This window comes from Anabaena sp. UHCC 0204 (genome assembly GCF_009711975.1).
In the GTDB taxonomy this organism is placed as follows: Bacteria; Cyanobacteriota; Cyanobacteriia; order Cyanobacteriales; family Nostocaceae; genus Dolichospermum.
The window spans coordinates 276,051-293,762 of record NZ_VIKW01000003.1; the positions used below are offsets into that span (position 1 = coordinate 276,051).

20 protein-coding genes and 1 tRNA gene are annotated in these 17,712 nt (G+C 37.8%); 7 read left to right on the forward strand and 14 right to left on the reverse strand.

What is annotated here, in order from left to right:
• Nucleotides 1-51: 51 nt before the first annotated feature.
• The 4 genes from FJR04_RS04160 to FJR04_RS04175 all read left to right on the forward strand — a co-directional run bounded on the left by FJR04_RS04160 (nucleotide 52) and on the right by FJR04_RS04175 (nucleotide 3,069).
• On the forward strand, nucleotides 52-801 hold the full coding sequence (locus FJR04_RS04160) for an RNA methyltransferase (RefSeq protein WP_168492075.1): 750 nt from the start codon (nucleotides 52-54) through the stop codon (nucleotides 799-801).
• Between the two features lie 132 nt (nucleotides 802-933).
• A complete protein-coding gene (locus FJR04_RS04165; protein ID WP_168492076.1) occupies nucleotides 934-2,430 on the forward strand; it encodes a serine hydrolase in 1,497 nt (498 codons plus the stop codon).
• 89 nt (nucleotides 2,431-2,519) lie between these two features.
• Nucleotides 2,520-2,780 (forward strand): type II toxin-antitoxin system ParD family antitoxin, encoded by a 261-nt coding sequence (locus FJR04_RS04170; protein ID WP_168492077.1) that lies wholly within the window; start codon nucleotides 2,520-2,522, stop codon nucleotides 2,778-2,780.
• Nucleotides 2,773-3,069 (forward strand): type II toxin-antitoxin system RelE/ParE family toxin, encoded by a 297-nt coding sequence (locus FJR04_RS04175; protein WP_168492078.1) that lies wholly within the window; start codon nucleotides 2,773-2,775, stop codon nucleotides 3,067-3,069. The genes FJR04_RS04170 and FJR04_RS04175 overlap by 8 nt, the downstream gene beginning before the upstream one ends.
• Nucleotides 3,070-3,092: 23 nt before the next feature.
• On the opposite strand, the gene dprA is transcribed toward FJR04_RS04175, so the two are convergent.
• From dprA to FJR04_RS04225, 10 genes are all read right to left on the reverse strand, one after another.
• Nucleotides 3,093-4,211: a DNA-processing protein DprA gene (gene dprA / locus FJR04_RS04180; protein ID WP_168492080.1), complete on the reverse strand. Its 1,119-nt coding sequence runs from the start codon at nucleotides 4,209-4,211 to the stop codon at nucleotides 3,093-3,095.
• A gap of 109 nt (nucleotides 4,212-4,320) precedes the next feature.
• On the reverse strand, nucleotides 4,321-4,977 hold the full coding sequence (locus FJR04_RS04185) for a DUF2301 domain-containing membrane protein (protein ID WP_168492082.1): 657 nt from the start codon (nucleotides 4,975-4,977) through the stop codon (nucleotides 4,321-4,323).
• 162 nt (nucleotides 4,978-5,139) lie between these two features.
• Entirely contained in the window at nucleotides 5,140-5,871 is a 732-nt protein-coding gene (locus tag FJR04_RS04190; RefSeq protein ID WP_168492084.1) for a carbonic anhydrase, read from the reverse strand.
• Nucleotides 5,872-5,962: 91 nt separating this feature from the next.
• On the reverse strand, nucleotides 5,963-6,691 hold the full coding sequence (locus tag FJR04_RS04195) for an ABC transporter ATP-binding protein (protein ID WP_168492085.1): 729 nt from the start codon (nucleotides 6,689-6,691) through the stop codon (nucleotides 5,963-5,965).
• A gap of 92 nt (nucleotides 6,692-6,783) precedes the next feature.
• Nucleotides 6,784-7,011: a ferredoxin family protein gene (locus FJR04_RS04200; protein WP_168492087.1), complete on the reverse strand. Its 228-nt coding sequence runs from the start codon at nucleotides 7,009-7,011 to the stop codon at nucleotides 6,784-6,786.
• Between the two features lie 214 nt (nucleotides 7,012-7,225).
• The gene (locus tag FJR04_RS04205; RefSeq protein ID WP_168492089.1) at nucleotides 7,226-8,431 is read right to left on the reverse strand and encodes an ATP phosphoribosyltransferase regulatory subunit; all 1,206 of its coding nucleotides are present in this window, start codon (nucleotides 8,429-8,431) and stop codon (nucleotides 7,226-7,228) included.
• Complete coding sequence (locus FJR04_RS04210; protein WP_168492091.1) at nucleotides 8,431-9,357, reverse strand: DnaJ domain-containing protein; 927 nt, start codon at nucleotides 9,355-9,357, stop codon at nucleotides 8,431-8,433. Before FJR04_RS04210 ends, FJR04_RS04205 begins: the two co-directional genes overlap by 1 nt.
• Before the next feature lie 268 nt (nucleotides 9,358-9,625).
• The gene (locus FJR04_RS04215; RefSeq protein WP_168492156.1) at nucleotides 9,626-10,438 is read right to left on the reverse strand and encodes an inositol monophosphatase family protein; all 813 of its coding nucleotides are present in this window, start codon (nucleotides 10,436-10,438) and stop codon (nucleotides 9,626-9,628) included.
• Between the two features lie 12 nt (nucleotides 10,439-10,450).
• Nucleotides 10,451-11,002, reverse strand: coding sequence for a thermonuclease family protein (locus tag FJR04_RS04220; RefSeq protein ID WP_254445198.1), 552 nt, complete (start codon nucleotides 11,000-11,002; stop codon nucleotides 10,451-10,453).
• Between the two features lie 40 nt (nucleotides 11,003-11,042).
• The gene (locus tag FJR04_RS04225) at nucleotides 11,043-11,411 is read right to left on the reverse strand and encodes a 2Fe-2S iron-sulfur cluster-binding protein (protein WP_168492096.1); all 369 of its coding nucleotides are present in this window, start codon (nucleotides 11,409-11,411) and stop codon (nucleotides 11,043-11,045) included.
• Between the two features lie 152 nt (nucleotides 11,412-11,563).
• Between FJR04_RS04225 and FJR04_RS04230 the strand changes: the two genes are divergently transcribed.
• Nucleotides 11,564-11,650: transfer RNA gene (locus FJR04_RS04230), tRNA-Ser, on the forward strand.
• Nucleotides 11,651-11,778: 128 nt separating this feature from the next.
• On the opposite strand, the gene tatA is transcribed toward FJR04_RS04230, so the two are convergent.
• The 3 genes from tatA to FJR04_RS04245 all read right to left on the reverse strand — a co-directional run bounded on the left by tatA (nucleotide 11,779) and on the right by FJR04_RS04245 (nucleotide 14,941).
• Nucleotides 11,779-11,940, reverse strand: a complete 162-nt coding sequence (gene tatA, locus FJR04_RS04235; RefSeq protein WP_168492158.1) for a twin-arginine translocase TatA/TatE family subunit — start codon at nucleotides 11,938-11,940, stop codon at nucleotides 11,779-11,781.
• A 118-nt stretch (nucleotides 11,941-12,058) separates the two neighbouring features.
• Nucleotides 12,059-13,447: a serine/threonine-protein kinase gene (locus tag FJR04_RS04240; RefSeq protein ID WP_168492097.1), complete on the reverse strand. Its 1,389-nt coding sequence runs from the start codon at nucleotides 13,445-13,447 to the stop codon at nucleotides 12,059-12,061.
• A 102-nt stretch (nucleotides 13,448-13,549) separates the two neighbouring features.
• Complete coding sequence (locus FJR04_RS04245) at nucleotides 13,550-14,941, reverse strand: serine/threonine-protein kinase (RefSeq protein ID WP_168492099.1); 1,392 nt, start codon at nucleotides 14,939-14,941, stop codon at nucleotides 13,550-13,552.
• Nucleotides 14,942-15,118: 177 nt separating this feature from the next.
• On the opposite strand from FJR04_RS04245, the gene cbiT reads away from it, so the two are divergent.
• The gene (gene cbiT, locus FJR04_RS04250) at nucleotides 15,119-15,721 is read left to right on the forward strand and encodes a precorrin-6Y C5,15-methyltransferase subunit CbiT (protein ID WP_168492101.1); all 603 of its coding nucleotides are present in this window, start codon (nucleotides 15,119-15,121) and stop codon (nucleotides 15,719-15,721) included.
• Between the two features lie 238 nt (nucleotides 15,722-15,959).
• A complete protein-coding gene (locus tag FJR04_RS04255; protein WP_168492102.1) occupies nucleotides 15,960-16,850 on the forward strand; it encodes a phosphatidate cytidylyltransferase in 891 nt (296 codons plus the stop codon).
• A 103-nt stretch (nucleotides 16,851-16,953) separates the two neighbouring features.
• On the opposite strand, the gene FJR04_RS04260 is transcribed toward FJR04_RS04255, so the two are convergent.
• A complete protein-coding gene (locus FJR04_RS04260; protein ID WP_168492104.1) occupies nucleotides 16,954-17,667 on the reverse strand; it encodes a DUF2993 domain-containing protein in 714 nt (237 codons plus the stop codon).
• Nucleotides 17,668-17,712 lie beyond the last annotated feature (45 nt).

A 17,712-nucleotide genomic window follows, 5' to 3' on the forward strand; every position in this document is an offset into this window, starting at 1 on the left:
GTGAGAAATCCGAGTAAAATAGTCCGAAAGGATACTCTATAGAGGTAAAATATGGGATTGGCTGGAATCAGAATAGTATTAGTAGAACCAGCGGGTCCGTTGAATGTAGGTTCAGTAGCCAGAGTTATGAAAAATTTTGGCTTATCTCAATTAATATTAGTAAATCCTCAATGCGATCGCTCATCTTTAGAATCTGTAAAAATGGCGGTTCATGGTAAAGATATTTTAGAATCGGCGCTGATCGTCAAGACATTACCAGAAGCATTGCAAGGATGTGTGCGAGCGATCGCTACCATGGGGCGTGAATACAGTGGAGAAATACCTTTAGAAACCCCCCGCATGGCTTTACCCTGGCTATTAGCGGCCGCAGAAAAACCTGTAGCTTTAATTTTTGGTAGAGAAGATCGGGGATTAACTAATGAAGAAATAAATTATGCCCACAAATTAGTTTTTATTCCCACTAATCCAGAATATCCATCTTTAAATTTAGCTACTGCGGTTTCTATTTGTTGTTATGAATTGTCGCAATCTATAGACTTATACACAGATCAAAATATCACACCCACAGAAATTGCTCCTTTAGATGCAATAGAAGCTTATTATCAACAATTGGAATCTTTATTGCTTTCCATTGGTTATCTTTATCCTCATACCGCAGCTAGTCGCATGGAAAAATTTCGCCACCTATATAACCGGGCATATTTACAAACTGCCGAGGTAGGAATGTTACGGGGGATTTTACGGCAGGTAGAATGGGCAATTAATCAGCACAACAAGATAACTAACAAAATGGATAATTAAATACCCAGTTATTACCCAAAAATACAAATATAGCGTAAACTGGATACGAAAATACTACTTAGTCCCCCAAGGTAGACTGAGTAGAGTGGTGCATCAATTAAAAATCTGGGTCGAAGGTGACAAGGAGTAGCTATGTCAGAATCAAGTGACAAACTCATACCTCTATCACGAAGGCAACCTGTACAGCGTCGCCGGCGTAAGCGTCCAGTCTCCAAGACAGGACAGAAAAAAGTTATTAGTCAACAGCCAGTTTCTAGCCAAAGAGAAGCTGCAACATTAATACGTATAAATAATCATAACAGTCCTGTTCCTATAGCGACTGGGGGGCGAAGACCACCATCACGGGTGATGATGCCACCAGGAGTTAAACCCATACCCAAAGTTAGGAAGAATACTCAACTTTCCCCACCAGGAACGGTGAGGTTAAAAACTGTACGTATAGAAAAGCCGAAAATAGAAAGAAGGGGATCACGCAAGACCAGGTTAAAACCCATGGCTAGAACCATGTTATATGCCTTGCGGTTGTTGATTGTAGGGATAGGTGTGGGTGCGATCGTTGGCACGTTCTTGTCAGTCCTAGACCCCGCTAATCGCATCAGTTCAGTTGCGTCTGTATCTGGAACTAAACCATCTCAAGCAGCAACTCAATCTCAGAATACCAGCTTATATCTTTCCCAGGAAATTGCACCTTTAAAAAATACTCTGCAAACTCTCTCTACAACTAACGCTGATCTCATTCCAGGTGTGTTTTTATTAGACTTAGATAATGGTGGTTATGTAGATATTAATAGTAATGCTAGTTTTGCTGCTGCCAGTACCATTAAAATCCCCATTTTGATTGCTTTTTTCCAAGATGTAGATGCTGGTAAAATCCGCTTGGATGAAATGTTAACTCTGGAAAAAGAGATGATTGCTGGGGGTTCGGGAAATATGCAATATCAACCCCCAGACAGTAAGTACACTGCTCTTGATGTAGCTACGAAAATGATGACAATTAGCGACAATACCGCCACAAATATGCTAATTGCTAAATTAGGTGGACAAGAGGTACTCAATGGGCGTTTTCGCAGTTGGGGATTGACTACGACGATGATTCGTAATCCTCTCCCAGATTTACCAGGAACTAATACTACCAGTCCCAGAGAATTGGGAAATTTAATCTCAATGGTGAATCAAGGTAGTGTTGTGAGTATGCGATCGCGTGATTTAATACTTAATATCATGAGTCGCACTCAACGGGATAATCTCTTACCTGCTGGTTTAGGAAAAGGAGCAAGTGCTTACCACAAAACAGGTGATATTGGCACAATGTTAGGAGATGCGGGTTTAGTGGATGTCCCCACTGGTAAGCGTTATATCGCCGCTATCATGGTACAACGTCCCCATAATGATCCTCGTGCGGGAAAATTAATTAGTTCTATTTCTAGTGCTGCTTACCAACACTTTAGCCAAGCCACAGTTACACCAAATAATTCTACAAATTATCAACCACCTGTTCAACCCTTAATTCAGCAACCTATTCAACCACCGCTCATGAATCCAATTGCACCTAATGGGATGGTTAATAATCCACCTGTAGGCGCTTATCCACCTCCTATAACAACTCCACAATATTACCCACCCCAATAAAACAATTCAAAATTCCAATCTGTTGCAGAAAAAATGTGAATTTGTTGTTAGAACAGCTTTAAGGCTATCTATCAAATGGAGAACATATCATGAATATTCAACTCAACCCGGAAACAGAGGAATTAATACAAGCTTATATTGCCACAGGTAGATTTGAAAATATAGAAGATGCAGTAAATGAGGCTTTTAATTTACTGCTGGGTAGAGAAAGAAGATTAGAGGAACTAAGGGAAAAAATAGCAGTAGGAACTGAACAAATTCATAATGGACAAGTAACAGACGGTGAGGTGGTTTTTGCTAGACTACAAGCAAAAATTAAACAGATAGAAGAGGAATTAGACAATGGGTAAATACTCATTTTCTGATGAAGCTATTCAAGATTTAGAAGAAATTTGTGAGTATCTTGGTAATAGTAATCCCAAAGCTGCTAGTCAACTTTTTGATAAAATTAGAAGTAAGTGTAAATTAGTTGCTAGTTTTCCAAGTATGGGTAAAAGTTATGGAAGACTAGCAAAAAATCTGCGTGGTTTTGTTGTTGATGACTACATCATATTTTACTATCCTCAAGAAGAGAAAATGGAAATTAATATTACTCGTATTGCTAGTGGTTATCGAGATTTAGAATCATTATTCGACTAAATTTTCTAAGTTTCCCAGCTTTCTTAACATTTTTGATATCGCATTCCAGGAAGTTGGGTAACTAAACCCATGAGTTCCAATTGCAATAAAGAACTGGAAACTAAACCAGCATCCATACCTGTTTTTTGAATAATAAAATCAAACGATAAAGCATCAATAGACAAGGTATCTATAACCTGTTGTAATTCTGGTGGTAAATTAGGGATAGGAACAGATTTAACTATTGGTGTTTCTATATCTATTTGGGGAATTGCTCCCAACATAATTAATAATTCACTGAGTTCTTGATTAATTAAACCCGCACCTTGACTAATTAATTTTAAACAACCTTGTGATGGTTGATCATCAATTCTTCCCGGTAATGCGTAAACATCTCTACCAAATTCATTAGAGTATGTAGCAGTAATTAATGCACCTGATTTTATGGGTGCTTCCATTACTAATAATGCACGGCTTAAACCAGCAATAATGCGATTTCGACGGGGAAAATGGGTGCGGTTGGGTGCAGTTCTCGCCGGATATTCACTAATTACTATTCCAGATGTCAAAATCTGTTTATATAAATCTCTATTTTTATGGGGATAAATAACATCTACACCTGTTCCCACTACTGCTATTGTTCTTCCTCCCGCTTTCATTGCGGCTGCGTGACTTTCGGTATCTATCCCTTCGGCCATACCAGAAACAACGGTAAAACCATTTTTTGCTAAAGCGGTGCTAATTTGTCGAGTCCATTTAATTCCATATTCTGTAGGTTGACGAGTTCCCACAATTCCCACTAAGGGTTTTTCTCCTGAATTTTCCTGTAAATCAACTTCACCCCGATAATATAACAACGGTGGTGGACTGGGGATTTCTCGCAGTAGTTGGGGGTATTCTGGGTCTGCTGGTGTCCAAAAAAGTGGGTTTGCTTGTTGGTGTTGGGTAAGTAGTTGTTCTGGGTTTAAACGGGATTTTTGTTGAACAATTTTTTCTAATGTCTGAAATCCCAAACCTTCAACTTTTCGCAATTCCCCCGGACCAGCTTTCCAAGCTGTTTCTAAGTTACCAAAATGCTGTTGTAATCTTTGCAGTAATATGGGACCAATACCGGAAATTTGTGACCAAGCTAACCAATATTTACGTTCTTCTGTGTTTGACATACCAAATTAAGATGAAGCTGCATGGAATAAGATTTTTAGAATGATTGAACGCAGATGAACGCAGATAAACGCAGATAAATACGGGTTACTTTTATTTTATGCAATTAGATTAAACCTTTGCTAAATGTTGATTTTTCAAATAGTCAAATACAGATTTATCACCAATATCGGGAGGAATAGTTTGGATTACTTTCCGCACAGCAAAGATTAAAAAGAAAATCGCCCAAATTCCTAATAAAACTTGTTCTGCTTGAGTTGATAAAATTCCTGTTAAATGTCCTAATAATACTAAGGGAACAAGGGGAGTTAAGATTTTAGTTTCTAAACGATTGAAACAAAAACCTTCTTTGAAAAAAATACCTGTTAAAGCTGCAAAAGTAAAACCAATCCCTAATATACTTAGGGGTTGCTGATAAACAGTAATTGCAAAAGCTTGACTATCACCATGTCCAAAAATAAATGCCGAAATGCTGCCAATTACCCAAAAAACTTGGAGAATTCGGTGCAAAGATGCCATATAAATATGAATAGTTAATAAACTGACACCCAGTGCAAGACTAAAACAGGTGTAGAGAGGGGTAATCGCTTGAATTGCCGCAGGTTGGGGATAGAATAAGACTAAACCGCTACCAATGGCAAAACACAGTGCTGCTATCATTAAACCTGTACGGTAAATTATCACACTTTGGCGATCGCTCTGGGTAATTGTAAATTCTCCAAACTGACCTTGATATACTGCCGGTGATGATATTGTTTGTGTAGTCATATTTCCCAATAATTTTCAATATTCTAAATTCATACTGCCCTCATGAAAAGTATATCATACTCATTACTTCTCTGACTTTAACGTTTAAAACTCTTACCTTTGCGCCTTTGCGTCTTTGCGTGAGCTTAATTCATACTTCCATTATGCAACATCAAAAATTATTCATTGATTGATAAAATCAATTTTACCTGTTGCCAAATTGTAAAAAGCACCAATAATTTTTAACTTACCTGCTTTAACTAATTTATCTAAAATTACTGAACTTTTTTGCATTTTTTGGATTTGATAGTTGATATTAGCTATAACTGCATTATTAGTATTATTCTCGTTTAATTTAGTATTTCTTAAAGCTGGTTTAATCTGTTCAATGATTATGCCAATTCTACCAGGTGCAGGTTCAGTTTGCATTGCTGCTTTCACAGCACCGCAATTTTGATGACCTAAAACTACAATCAACTGTGAACCTAAAACTGCTGTAGAATATTCTAGACTACCTATAGCTACATCATTCGCAACATTTCCGGCTACACGCACAACAAATAAATCACCAATTCCTTGATCAAAAATGGTTTCTGTGGGAACACGAGAATCAGCACAACCTAATATGGCTGCAAAAGGATATTGTGCTTGAGCAGTTTTTTTCAATCTCTCTGGTGATAATTGAGAACTTCGTTGTTTCTGATTAACAAATCTTTGGTTTCCTGCTAATAAACGCCTGATAGCTTCATTTGCATTCACTGGCTGAGGATTATCTACTTTTGTATCACTAATTACTGTTTCTTCACTTCGCTCAATTACCCGATTACAAGCTGTAATAGTAGCAATACTAAAACTACTTAAACCTACTACTTTCAAAAAGTTACGCCGACCTATAAATCCGTTAATTCTACTCATTTATCTTCCTGATAAGTTGTGTATTTTAATCAGGAATATATCATTATTAATGATAATAGGAGAGTAGCTGATGAAACGGTTTAATAATTATTTAATGTCCCTTACTAGCACCTAAATATAATTCTCCCACTTTTGGATCAGTTAATAATTCCCTACCAGATCCAGAAATAGCATCTCTTCCTGATTCTAACACATAACCACGATCTGCCATTTCCAAAGCTTTTCGGGCATTTTGTTCTACTAAAACTATCGCAGTCCCCGATTGGTTAATTTGTTTAATTTGCTCAAATACTTGAGATACCAAAATGGGTGATAAAGCCGCTGAAGGTTCATCCAAAAGCAGTAAACTGGGTTCTAACATTAATGCTTTACCCATTGCTAACATTTGTCTTTCTCCACCAGAAAGAGTTCCTGCACGTTGACGACGGCGATCGCTCAATCTGGGAAACATAGTGTATATTTTATCTTTAAGAGGTTTCAATGGGATATTTCTGACAAATGCCCCCATTTCTAAGTTTTCATCTATGGTTAAAGATGGAAAGACATTGGCAATTTGGGGAACATAGGACATTCCTTTTTGAACTATTTGATTTGATTTTAAACCCACCAAATTCTGATCTTTAAATGTAATAGTTCCGGTATGGGGTGTCAAAAGTCCAAAAATAGTTTTTACTAAAGTGGATTTACCCGCACCATTAGGACCAATTACTGTGACTAATTCTCCTGCTGCAACGTGAAAGTTGACACCTTGCAAAATATCTACATCTTTAATATATCCAGCGTGGACGTTTTCTACTTCTAATAAATAGTTATTAGTCATTTGTTATATGAGGGAACAGGGAACAGGGAACAGGGAACAGGAAACAGGTAATTTGGTAATTCTCTCTTCTACTGTCACCTGTCACCTGTCACCTAATTTACTATTTTTTGCAATTCTGGTCTTTCTGCTGCTAAAATTGCTCCTTCTACGGGGCAAACTTGGAGACAGATGCCACAATCAATACAGGTAGCAAAATCAATCCAGTACCAATCTGTGCCTTTGGCGTTTTTCCCTGGTCCTTCATGAATACAAGCGACTGGACAAGCAACTACGCAATCAGCTACCCCTTCGCAAACTTCTGTGACAATGGTATGTGGCATTTTTCCGATTCCCTCTCTTTTATCTGTTACTAATTATTACAAAAATAGGGAACAGGGAACAGGGAAGAGGGAACAGATAAGAAACTAAAGTTGGTGCGTTTAAAGCTCAGTCAAAAAAAACAGTGTCATTATTTCCATCTTATGTGTTTAAACATGAGTTTTTTCTGTTACCTGTTCCCTCTCTCAAGCAGTGAATTTAATTTTCTCCGACTACTTAACATCCAGCTTCAATGGTAGGTGAACCATCAGCTTTAATCCAGGCAATTTGGGAAATAGAGCGATCGCTTGCATATTGACGAATCGCATCTGCATCTAAATTTTCTAGCCCGATTTCTACTCTAACTAAATGTGTAGAATCACGTAACTTTTGAGCATAAGCAAAAGCCGCAGCCGCAGCATCGGTGGTTTCTGGGACTACTAACCAATTGCTGGGGGGAATTTCTTGGGGTAATTGCTGATTTGATGCTAGAAGTTGGTATAAATCATCAATATTCAGTTCAAAGCCAATACCAGGAATATTTTCGCCCTGGGGATGATATAAACCTAGTAATTGGTCATAACGACCACCACTTCCTAAAACTTGGGCTTGGGAATTTGTATCACTAACTACTTCAAAAACAATGCCTGTGTAATAGTCAATGGTTTGAATTAAGCTCAAGTCAAGGATTAAAGGGAATTTACCATCTAGTAATTCTACTAGAGACTTGAGATTATTTATTGTCTCTTGTTGATCTGGCTCTAAGTGTAAACTACTGACTTTTTGTAAAACCTCTCGACTATCACCCCGCAAATCCAACATAATTTTAGCGCGTTGGTGTAGTTCTGCACTCAAAGGTAATCTATCAAGAGTGATATAATCCAGATGAGCGATCGCAGTCCGGACTTGATTTCTGATTTCAGCAGGAAAAGCATTCAGCAAGGAGCGAGTAATTCCCGCTTCACCTAAAATTAATTGCCATCCTTGTAAATCCAACGCTGTTAAGCAATCTGCTACCAACAGCAATACTTCAGCATTTGCTAATAATCCACCCGCACCTAATAACTCCACCCCAGCTTGATAATACTCTTGCTGACGATTATGGCGGCCTTCCCAATTACGGCGAAAAACATTAGCATTGTAATAGAGTCGGTGGGGATAGGTCGCATCTGCCATGCGAGTTACCACTGTCCGGGCGATAGAAGCCGTCAATTCTGGACGCAAGCCCAATTCTTCATTTTGACCATTTTGGAGTTGAACTACCTTATGGCGCTGAATTGCTTCACCCGCCAAGAGGGTATCCATTCTTTCCAAAGTTGAGGTAATAATCCGATGATATCCCCAACGGATAAATACTTGTTCTAATCTATCTTCAATCCAGCGTTTTTGCGCCACATCTAAAGGTAATAGATCCCTTGCTCCCGCTGCTGGTTGATACACCATTATTTTTTCTTCCCGCCAAACAAACCACCAAACAAACCGCCATTTCCAGACTTCTCTGGAATATCCTCTTCAGTTTTGGCAGAGGATTTTACTTGAGAACCACTGTTTGTATTTCCTAAAGCTTTATCTACCTTGGGTTTCCATTCCAAAGCAATTTTTTCAGTAGGATCTAACTTCAGAGCATTATCAAAGTGAATTTTTGCCATTTTCAGTTGATTTTGCCGTAAATATACCATTGCAATCAAACTATGGCAATGACTATTTCTCGGTTCTAACTTTAAGGCATCCTGTAATTCTACTTTGGCTTGAGACAATTGGTTTTTTTCTAACAAATTTTGGGCGCGACGCAGGTACTGTTCTACTACTGTCTCTTCTTTTGGTGGTGGTGTTGGGGGTAATTTTTGAGGAGAATTTTGGATTTGGGTAGAAACAGGTTTACTGACTGACTGCCCAGCAACGCGCATCAGGTAAACTAAATTTAGTTCACTAACTTGAGCGATGATTTTGTCTGATTGTTGCAAATCACTAAATTGAGTTTCGGCTATTTTCGCGATCGCCGCTTTATAGGAGATACTAATATTGGGCGCAGCTACCAATTCATGGGCTAATTCTGTCTTCAGGTTAATTGATGCTGCTTCTTGTGCCAACCGCTTACCTATTTGCGACAATATTAATAAATATTCCCCACGATTACGTTCTAGAGATAACTTCTCATAGGCGGGGTTAACTAATTTTGATAACAATTGATTAGCAATCTGTTTTTCTGGCTCACCCCCTACATTAGAACTATCTGGGTGCAGAAGACGGGCAATTTGCAAATAACGTTTACGAACTTCTTTAATTTCTGCATCAACTGGCACACATAACACTGCGTGATGGTCAATGAAATCATAAGTAAATAATCCAGAATCTAGTTTGAACGACATAGTACAAGTATCGCACCCAAGCAGAGTTTTTTCTAGTTTACTTGGCTCTCTAGGTCAATTGTCTAGGGAACAATGAAAATAGTAACAATTAGGGTCAGAGGCTATATTTTTTACATCCAATCCCTAATTATTATTAACTGACAATTGACAATAGAGAGTTGGTTAATTTGGCTTTAAAGCTCTTTTGTTTTGCAGAGAAAGAATAAAAAACCTTTCCTGATCTTCCTTTCTATCTTCCACCCTTGAATATCAGTTGTTGAAAAACCAATTATGTCCAAGTTGATAAAGGTGGAACTTGGATTAGTGTTTGACTGAGGCTGTCGTGAAGATAACCATTAGTAGCGAGAATTCTTCCCGATTCAATTTGAATAGGACTACCATCATAAGCAGTTACCTTCCCACCTGCTTCCTGCACCAAGATTATACCAGCAGCAACGTCCCAAGGCGCAATTCCCCTTTCCCAATAACCATCAAGTCTGCCACAGGCTACATAAGCTAAATCCAAAGATGCTGAACCGCCCCGTCTCACACCTTGAGTCAGATGAGTCAGATGACAAAACTCTGCATAATTATTATCAGCAGTTTCTCGACGATCATAAGCAAATCCACTTACCAATAGACTTTTGCTTAATTCCGTTGTTTCTGATACTTGGATAGGGCGACGGTTACGAGTTGCACCTAAACCAGCAGCAGCCCGAAATAATTCATTATGGAAAGGATCATAAATTACACCTACTTTTGGCATACCCTGAATGAATAGCCCAATAGAAACAGCGAAACAGGGATATTGATGAGCGTAATTGGTTGTACCATCAAGAGGATCAATTGCCCAAAGAAATTCATTATCTTGATTTCCCAGTTTTCCTGACTCCTCAGCCAGGATAGAATGTTGGGGAAAATGGCGACGCAATATTTCTAAAATTACCTGTTCCGAAGCCTTATCAGCAGCAGTAACTAAATCACCAGGACGGCCTTTTTCGGTGATTGCATCTTCTAATTTACCTAAATAATCTTGTAAAACTACACCTGCGGCTAAAGCTGCTTCTGTAGCAATATCTAGAAAAATTTGCATATTGGTCAGTTGTCAGTGGATTTAACGATAGAGACGGCGGAATTCGCCAGGAGTTAGACGCATGGGTTTATCAGTATTCCAGATACCTTTTCCCATGATTCTCGCCCATTGTTGAGCGCGTTCTAGGCGTTGGTCGTATTTGTGATTAGGCGATCGCGCTACAAATAAAGCATATCCTTGTTTGACAACTTCTTCATTTAATAACACTTGATCTTTCCATACATAAGCTAAAGTTCTGTTGAATTGATCCTTGGCTTCAAAGTCAAATTCCAAATTCACAGTTTGATTTGCACCACCCATTAAAGTTTCTAGCAATTTTTTACCATCTTCTCCCCATGGGGTTTGACGCAAATCTGGTGCATCTAAACCAATTAACCGGACTGGAGAAATTAAATTTGTCTGTTCCTCCATACCCAATACTTCCAAACTCTGTCCACTCACAACCCTGGCTACTTTTACCTCAGCCAATGTTATGGCAGAGTTGTTTTGACTTTGACAACTCACCAACAATAACAAAGTCCCTAATATAATTATTTTGGGCATAAAAACGCGAAGACGGAATACAGCAGCCATCCTCGCTAACCAATTTATCCACCCCAACACAAAAAAAATCTTAGTCGTCATCTAAGGGTAAACCCGCTTTAACTCTGCCTTTACCAAAAAACCGTCCAAACTGAAGTTCATAAACTTCATCTTCATCTTGTGTTTCCAGTTCCAAATCAGAACGGGCGTAACTTACACATAATAAAGCGTAACCCTGGCGACGTAAATCTGGAGAAAGTCCAATAGCTTCCGGTTGATAAATATCTCCTGACAAAACTCTGACAGCGCAAGTAGTACAAGCCCCATTCCGACAAGAAAAAGGGAGTTCTGCCCCATTATGTTCAGCGGTGTGCAGAATATAACGGTCTTCGGGAACATTAAGGGTATATGATATACCAGTTTTGCGATCGTGAACTCTAATTGTATGCGTGGCAACCATCTTAATTTCGGATTTTGGGATTTCACCCCTTATTATAGGAATAATGGATTGAAAACCTCGCATCTTTAAACCCAGGAATACCGAAAAATTTATTTGAGAAAACAGTTGCTTTTTTTCGCAACCTATTATATGATGATGAATCAGTGACACCTGGAGAGATGGCCGAGTGGTTGAAGGCGCAGACCTGGAAAGTCTGTTATGCAGAAATGTATACGAGGGTTCGAATCCCTCTCTCTCCGTATCCCAAGACGATTATATAGCGTTTCCTAGCCTACTAAGGTACAGATTCATCTGCGTTTATCCGCGTTCATCATCTTCTATCTGCGGTTAATTCTTTCTTCGGTGTACCTCACCTAAATGTAAATCGCTATAAATCTGACTGATCTTCATCTGATTTCTTCATTCCTTCTTGGAAATTTTTCAGGCTTTTTCCTAAAACTCCCCCTATCTCAGGAATTTTCTTTGGTCCAAAAATCAAAATTGCGACTACAGCAATAATCACTACTTCCGGCAATCCTAATCCAAACATATCAGCTTCCCTTTGCATAACTACAACTAACTATAGAATTTATTAGACATCTCCAGCAATTAAATATGCGCTATTTGGAACTTTTATCCCGAAATCCTGCAAATCTTTATTCAGACAACTATTCTGTCCGAATTGGCAGATTTAACCACTCACTCAGTTCCTGCGCCAGCCAATCAAGCTCCGGTTCAGAAACTAAATCATTATTATTGCCAATAATAAAATTCTTGTCTGTTCCAGCCCAAATGATAATCTGAGCTTTAATTTCTAAGCTACTGCTCTTCTTAGAGCTTTTATGAACATAAGTTCTTATTCTTTGTAACAGGCAAATATCATCTCTGTATGCTGGCGGATAAAAATAGATATCATATCCAAAGAAATCGTAATGTATAGAAATTTTATCTTGATCAATCCGCAAAATAATACTTTTAAATAAATTAAATATATATAGAGACATCAAAAACAAGATACCAGTTAAAAATATCCAGAAGAAGGTTTGACCATTAACTGTTAATAAAGTTGCATTCCATACAAACGAGATAATATAGATTAAGAATATGGTGGCAATACTTAATCTTATTCTTGGTGCTTGCAACTTACTCGGCGGAATAATGATTTCTAGCAAATATCTATTTTTAGTAAGTTTGATTTTACTATCATTTGGTTTTTTGGAAGTTAACTTAGTATTTGTCTTGATTGGTAATTGGGGTTTGTCTAAAGCGATAATTGCTTCATTTGCAGAACGCAAACGATTTCCTAAACTAGGTTCTGTCATCAACCTTAACCAATTAGTAAAATTTTGACTCAGATTAGTAACTTCCTCAAATTGAATCCGAAAATCCTTTTCTGGCAAATCGGCAGGATGAGAACCTGTGACTAAATAAATTAATGTTGCTCCTAAACTATAAAGATCGGAAGCGGGAACAGTTCTACCTCCAAATTGTTCCTGTGGCATATAACCATAAGTACCAACAATTGTCCTTGTTCCTGTACCTTCCGTGGCTAAAACTGTTTGGACTGAGCCAAAATCTATCAAATAAATTTCACCAACATTATTACCTGTTCTGTCTCCTAATAAAATATTACTAGGTTTAAGATCACGGTGAATTACAGGGGGATGCAAACTATGCAAATAAATAAGAATATTGAGTACAGATTTAGCTATTTGTTTAACTTCTATTTCTGTAAACTTGCGCCCAATTTGTAAATATTGTTCTAAAGTTTTAGCAGAGATATAAGTTTGAATGAGAGCAAATCCTTTAAATTCAGGTGAATTGATTTCAAAATAGTCTAAATAGCCAGGAATATGGGGATGGGATAAAGATTTTAAAGTTTCGGCTTCTCGCTCAAATAATTTGAGATCATCCCATTGAAAATCACTAGTAAAGGAAAGTAACTTAATAATTACCAGTTCTTCAGTTTTTAAGTCCTTTGCTAGTAGAGTTTGTCGTCCGGCTTTTTTGCCTAACTGTTGTTGTACTTCATAGCGATTAGCTAAAATATTTTCCATAAATTTATGAGTTGACACCCCGGTTATGCTCACAAATCAATAATGGCTTAAGTAAGGGGCGATCGCCAAGTAGGTTCTTTGCAAATTTTGGATTGGGTTAGTCTAACTGGTGATTTCTATGTTTAACCAATCACTTAATTCATTTGTTAACCATTCCAATTCTGCTTCAGATTTAATTAACCCAGCATTAACATCAAGTGAAAATTTTGTTACTCCTGCCCAAATCTCTAATTTTGCTGGTACTTGAGTTTTGTCACCATCAGAGTCTTTAGTCAGATGTTTAGGAATATAAACCAATTTAGTGATACTGTCTTTAGGGGCTGAACGAGTACGGCAAATTTTAAATCCCCATAACTTATGAATAAAAGAAATTTCCTGAGTATCTATAAACAACTGAATACTACCAAATAAACTGAAAAATAAACCATAGATCATCGAAAAGCCCACACCCCAAAAAGGTAGTGAAAACAAAGCAAAGGGCAGGTTCATGGGAAAAGGTGCAGCAAGAGCGCCAATAGTCCAAAATAAAATAAACGAATTCCAGGAAATTGCAAATAAACTCAGGAATACCATAGACGCTTGAAAGCCAGCCGGAGGAATAATAACTTCTAAAATATCTTCAGTTTTAGTCAGTTTAATTTTACTACCGGCTGGTTTGTCACCCGTTAAGGTGATTTCAGTATATTCTGGCTGTTCTAAGGCTGTAAGTGCTTGAATTGCCGTTGAAAACCGCTTTTCTAAATCTGGTTCTATCATTCGCTTTAACCAGTTAGTTAAGCTAGGACTAATATTCGCAACTTGCTCAAATTGAATGCGAAAATCCTTTTGGGGTAAATCGGCTGGGTTAATACCCGTCACCAAATAAATTAGAGTTGCGCCTAAACTATAAAGGTCAGAAGCGGGAACAGTGCGCCCTCCAAACTGCTCTTGTGGCATATAGCCATAAGTCCCCACAATGGTTCTTGTCCCTATTTCTGCTGCGAGAACAGTTTGAACTGAACCAAAATCAACTAAATACACTGAACCGACACTATTGCCCGATCGCTCTCCTAACAAAATATTGCTAGGCTTAAGATCACGGTGAATGGTGGGTGGATTTAAATTATGTAAATATATCAAAATCTCTAAAACTGCTTTGGCGATTTCTTTGATTTCAATTTCTGTAAATTTTCTCCCAGCTTGTAAAAATTGTTCTAAGGTTTGGGCGGGAATATAAGTCTGAACAAGGGCAAATCCTTGATAAGTTGGGGAATTAACCTGAAAATAGTCTAAATAAACAGGAATATAAGGATGTGATAAAGATTTTAAGGTTTGGGCTTCTCTCTCAAATAACTTGAGATCATCCCATTCAAAATCACTACTAAAAGCAAGTAACTTGACAATTACGGATTTCCCAGTTACTAAATCAGTAGCTAGTAAAGTCCTTCTACCAGATTTTTTCCCTAGCTGCTGTTGAACTTCGTAGCGATTTCCCAATATTTCTTTGCTAATCATAATTTACTTATAGGACTAGTCTATTAAACTTGCTTGAGATTATGACTTGTCTAATGAGTCCAGTAAATGTCCTAGCGCAAATTATACTACATTTCCAGTTCTTGCCATTACTAATGAGATAATTACCTCAACGAGGTTTTCCATTTTTAATTTTTAATTGTTAATTTTTAATTACTTATGCCTTCCCAACTTTGGCCTTACATCACTCCCGGTATTCCCGATGAATTATTTGAAAATTTACCAGGTATTCCTCTGAGTCAACGAGAATTAAGATTATTGTTAATTTCCCAACTAAGATTGCAAGTAAATTCAGTATTGTGGGATATTGGCGCGGGAACAGGTACAATTCCTATAGAGGTAGGCTTATTGTGTCCTCATGGGCGGGTAATTGCCGTGGAAAGGGATGAGGATGTAGCTAATCTAATTAAACGTAACTGCGATCGCTTTGAAGTGAAAAACGTCGAAGTCATTGAAGGTATCGCTCCAGAATGTTTAAATCAAATCAAGTTACTACCTGATCGGATCTGCATTGAAGGAGGAAAGGCCATACAGGAAATTGTCCAAGCAGCTTGGCAGTATTTACCTTTATCTGGTCGAGTGGTCGCTACTGCTGCTAATCTAGAAAGTCTGTATGCTATTTCACAAAGCTTTTCTCAATTAAGAGCTAGAAATATCGAAGTTGTGCAGTCAGGGGTTAACCGTTTGGAAACACGGGGTTATTCTCAAACTTTTGTAGCAGGTGATCCCATTTTTATTCTGAGTGCTGAAAAATTAGATTAAAAAATTGAAAATTAAAAATGATGGTTTGAATATGGGTGAAGGTCAGAAAAAAATCTGTTATGATTTGCTGTTGAGATTTTTTTCTGTGTTTATTCTCCATTCAAGAGCAGTAATTTTCGGTGTGGGATTTGGGGGAAAGTCCTCAGTTAGTTCTGACACATCAATTTTCAATTCCAGCAGCAGTGACGAATCCTCATCTTTAAATTTTGCATTTTTAATTTTTAATTTTTAATTGCTTATGCCCTGGCCTCGAATTATTAGTGGAATTATTGCGATTATCATGGCGCTATCATCAACCCTATTAGGAGGTTGGTACTTTACAGTGGCGATCGCTATTGTCGTATTTTTAGGTCAACAAGAATATTTTAATTTGGTGCGATCGCGCGGGATCACACCATCAGTAATAATTACTATGTTTGTCAGTCAGGTATTGTTGGCAATTTCTACTCTGGATGGTAGTTTAGCTGATGCTATTATGCCCATAGCCGGCACACTCATTTGTTTTTACCTCCTGTTTCAGCCCAAATTAGCCACCATTGCTGATATTTCTGCTTCTATTATGGGGTTATTTTATGTAGGTTATTTACCAAATTATTGGGTACGGTTACGAGGAATTAATCATGCTGTTACCATCAATTTGCCTTTAGGTGGTTACTGGCCATCTAATTGGCAAGATATCAGCCAAGGCAATTTTACTTCTTTGCCAACAGGTTTAACCGCGACAATTCTCTCTTTCTTTTGTATCTGGGCAGCGGATATTGGTGCTTATATTTTTGGTAAATTCTTTGGTAAAACTCGTTTATCGGATATTAGTCCCAAAAAAACTGTGGAAGGTGCGGTTTTTGGCATTAGTGCCAGTGTTGCTGTTGCTATCGCAGGAGCTTATTTTCTCCATTTTCCCCACTGGTTAATTGCTGGTGTAACATTGGGTTTGATTATCGGTATTGCTAGTTTATTAGGCGATTTAACAGAATCCTTGCTTAAACGTGATGCAGGAGTCAAAGATTCAGGACAATTAATCCCTGGCCATGGTGGTATTTTAGATCGAACCGATAGTTATATTTTCACTGCTCCTCTAGTTTATTATTTTGTGACATTGCTTTTACCTTTGTTAGAAAAAACTCTTTAACAGGAACTACAATGAGCTTTAATATCCCGTTACCAATGTCAGTCAAAATAGCAGGGTAATTTACAGTAATTTCCGTGAATATTCAGGTTGGATATTTTCATGATTATGGGTTAACGTTGATGCGTCCATAGCAACTTAGTTGACCTGGTATCAAAGAAATTTCTTGGATATCAACATCTGTTCCTAGATTTATAATATAAGGAGAATTCCTGTCTAAAAGAACATCTTGATGGGTCTTAATTTGGACTTTTGTCAATTGCAGTTCTTGGCCGTTAAGTAGTTCTAACCCTAAATAAACATTGAAGAATACCCCTTCAGGATCAGAGATAGGAATACCATTGAGGATCAATAGCTGATTGTCAAGGGTGATTTTTCGCCAAGTAATGGACTTGGAATTGAGGCTACATTCTGGTAATACTGTAACCAGGACATCATTTATAGCATTCGCTAATAATGGAGATGAAAGGGAATTATTAAGATCCTGTTCCTCTACTACCAGCTTACCCATCACAGGTACTACTGCTGATAATTGCAGCGGTTGTCCTTTGAGGATTGAGGCCACATTAAGCTGTATGTTTTCTGCCTCAAGTTCGATTTGTGTGATAGAAAGACCTTGATACACCGCGTGACTAGCAGAAATAGATAGCCCTGGAATACAGCCTGCAAGAAGTTGGCGATCGCTTGCTTTGATTTGTACCTCTAAATGAGATACTTGAGACAGTTGGGTTCTTAACCATAGTTTGATCGCTGATGTTAAAACTTTTGTAATTATCCTAACTTTTCTGTTATGTGTATTCGAGGAACTTGGTTTTATCATTTTCCGACGGTTCTATCAATATAGATATGATCAGTTTTTAAGGAA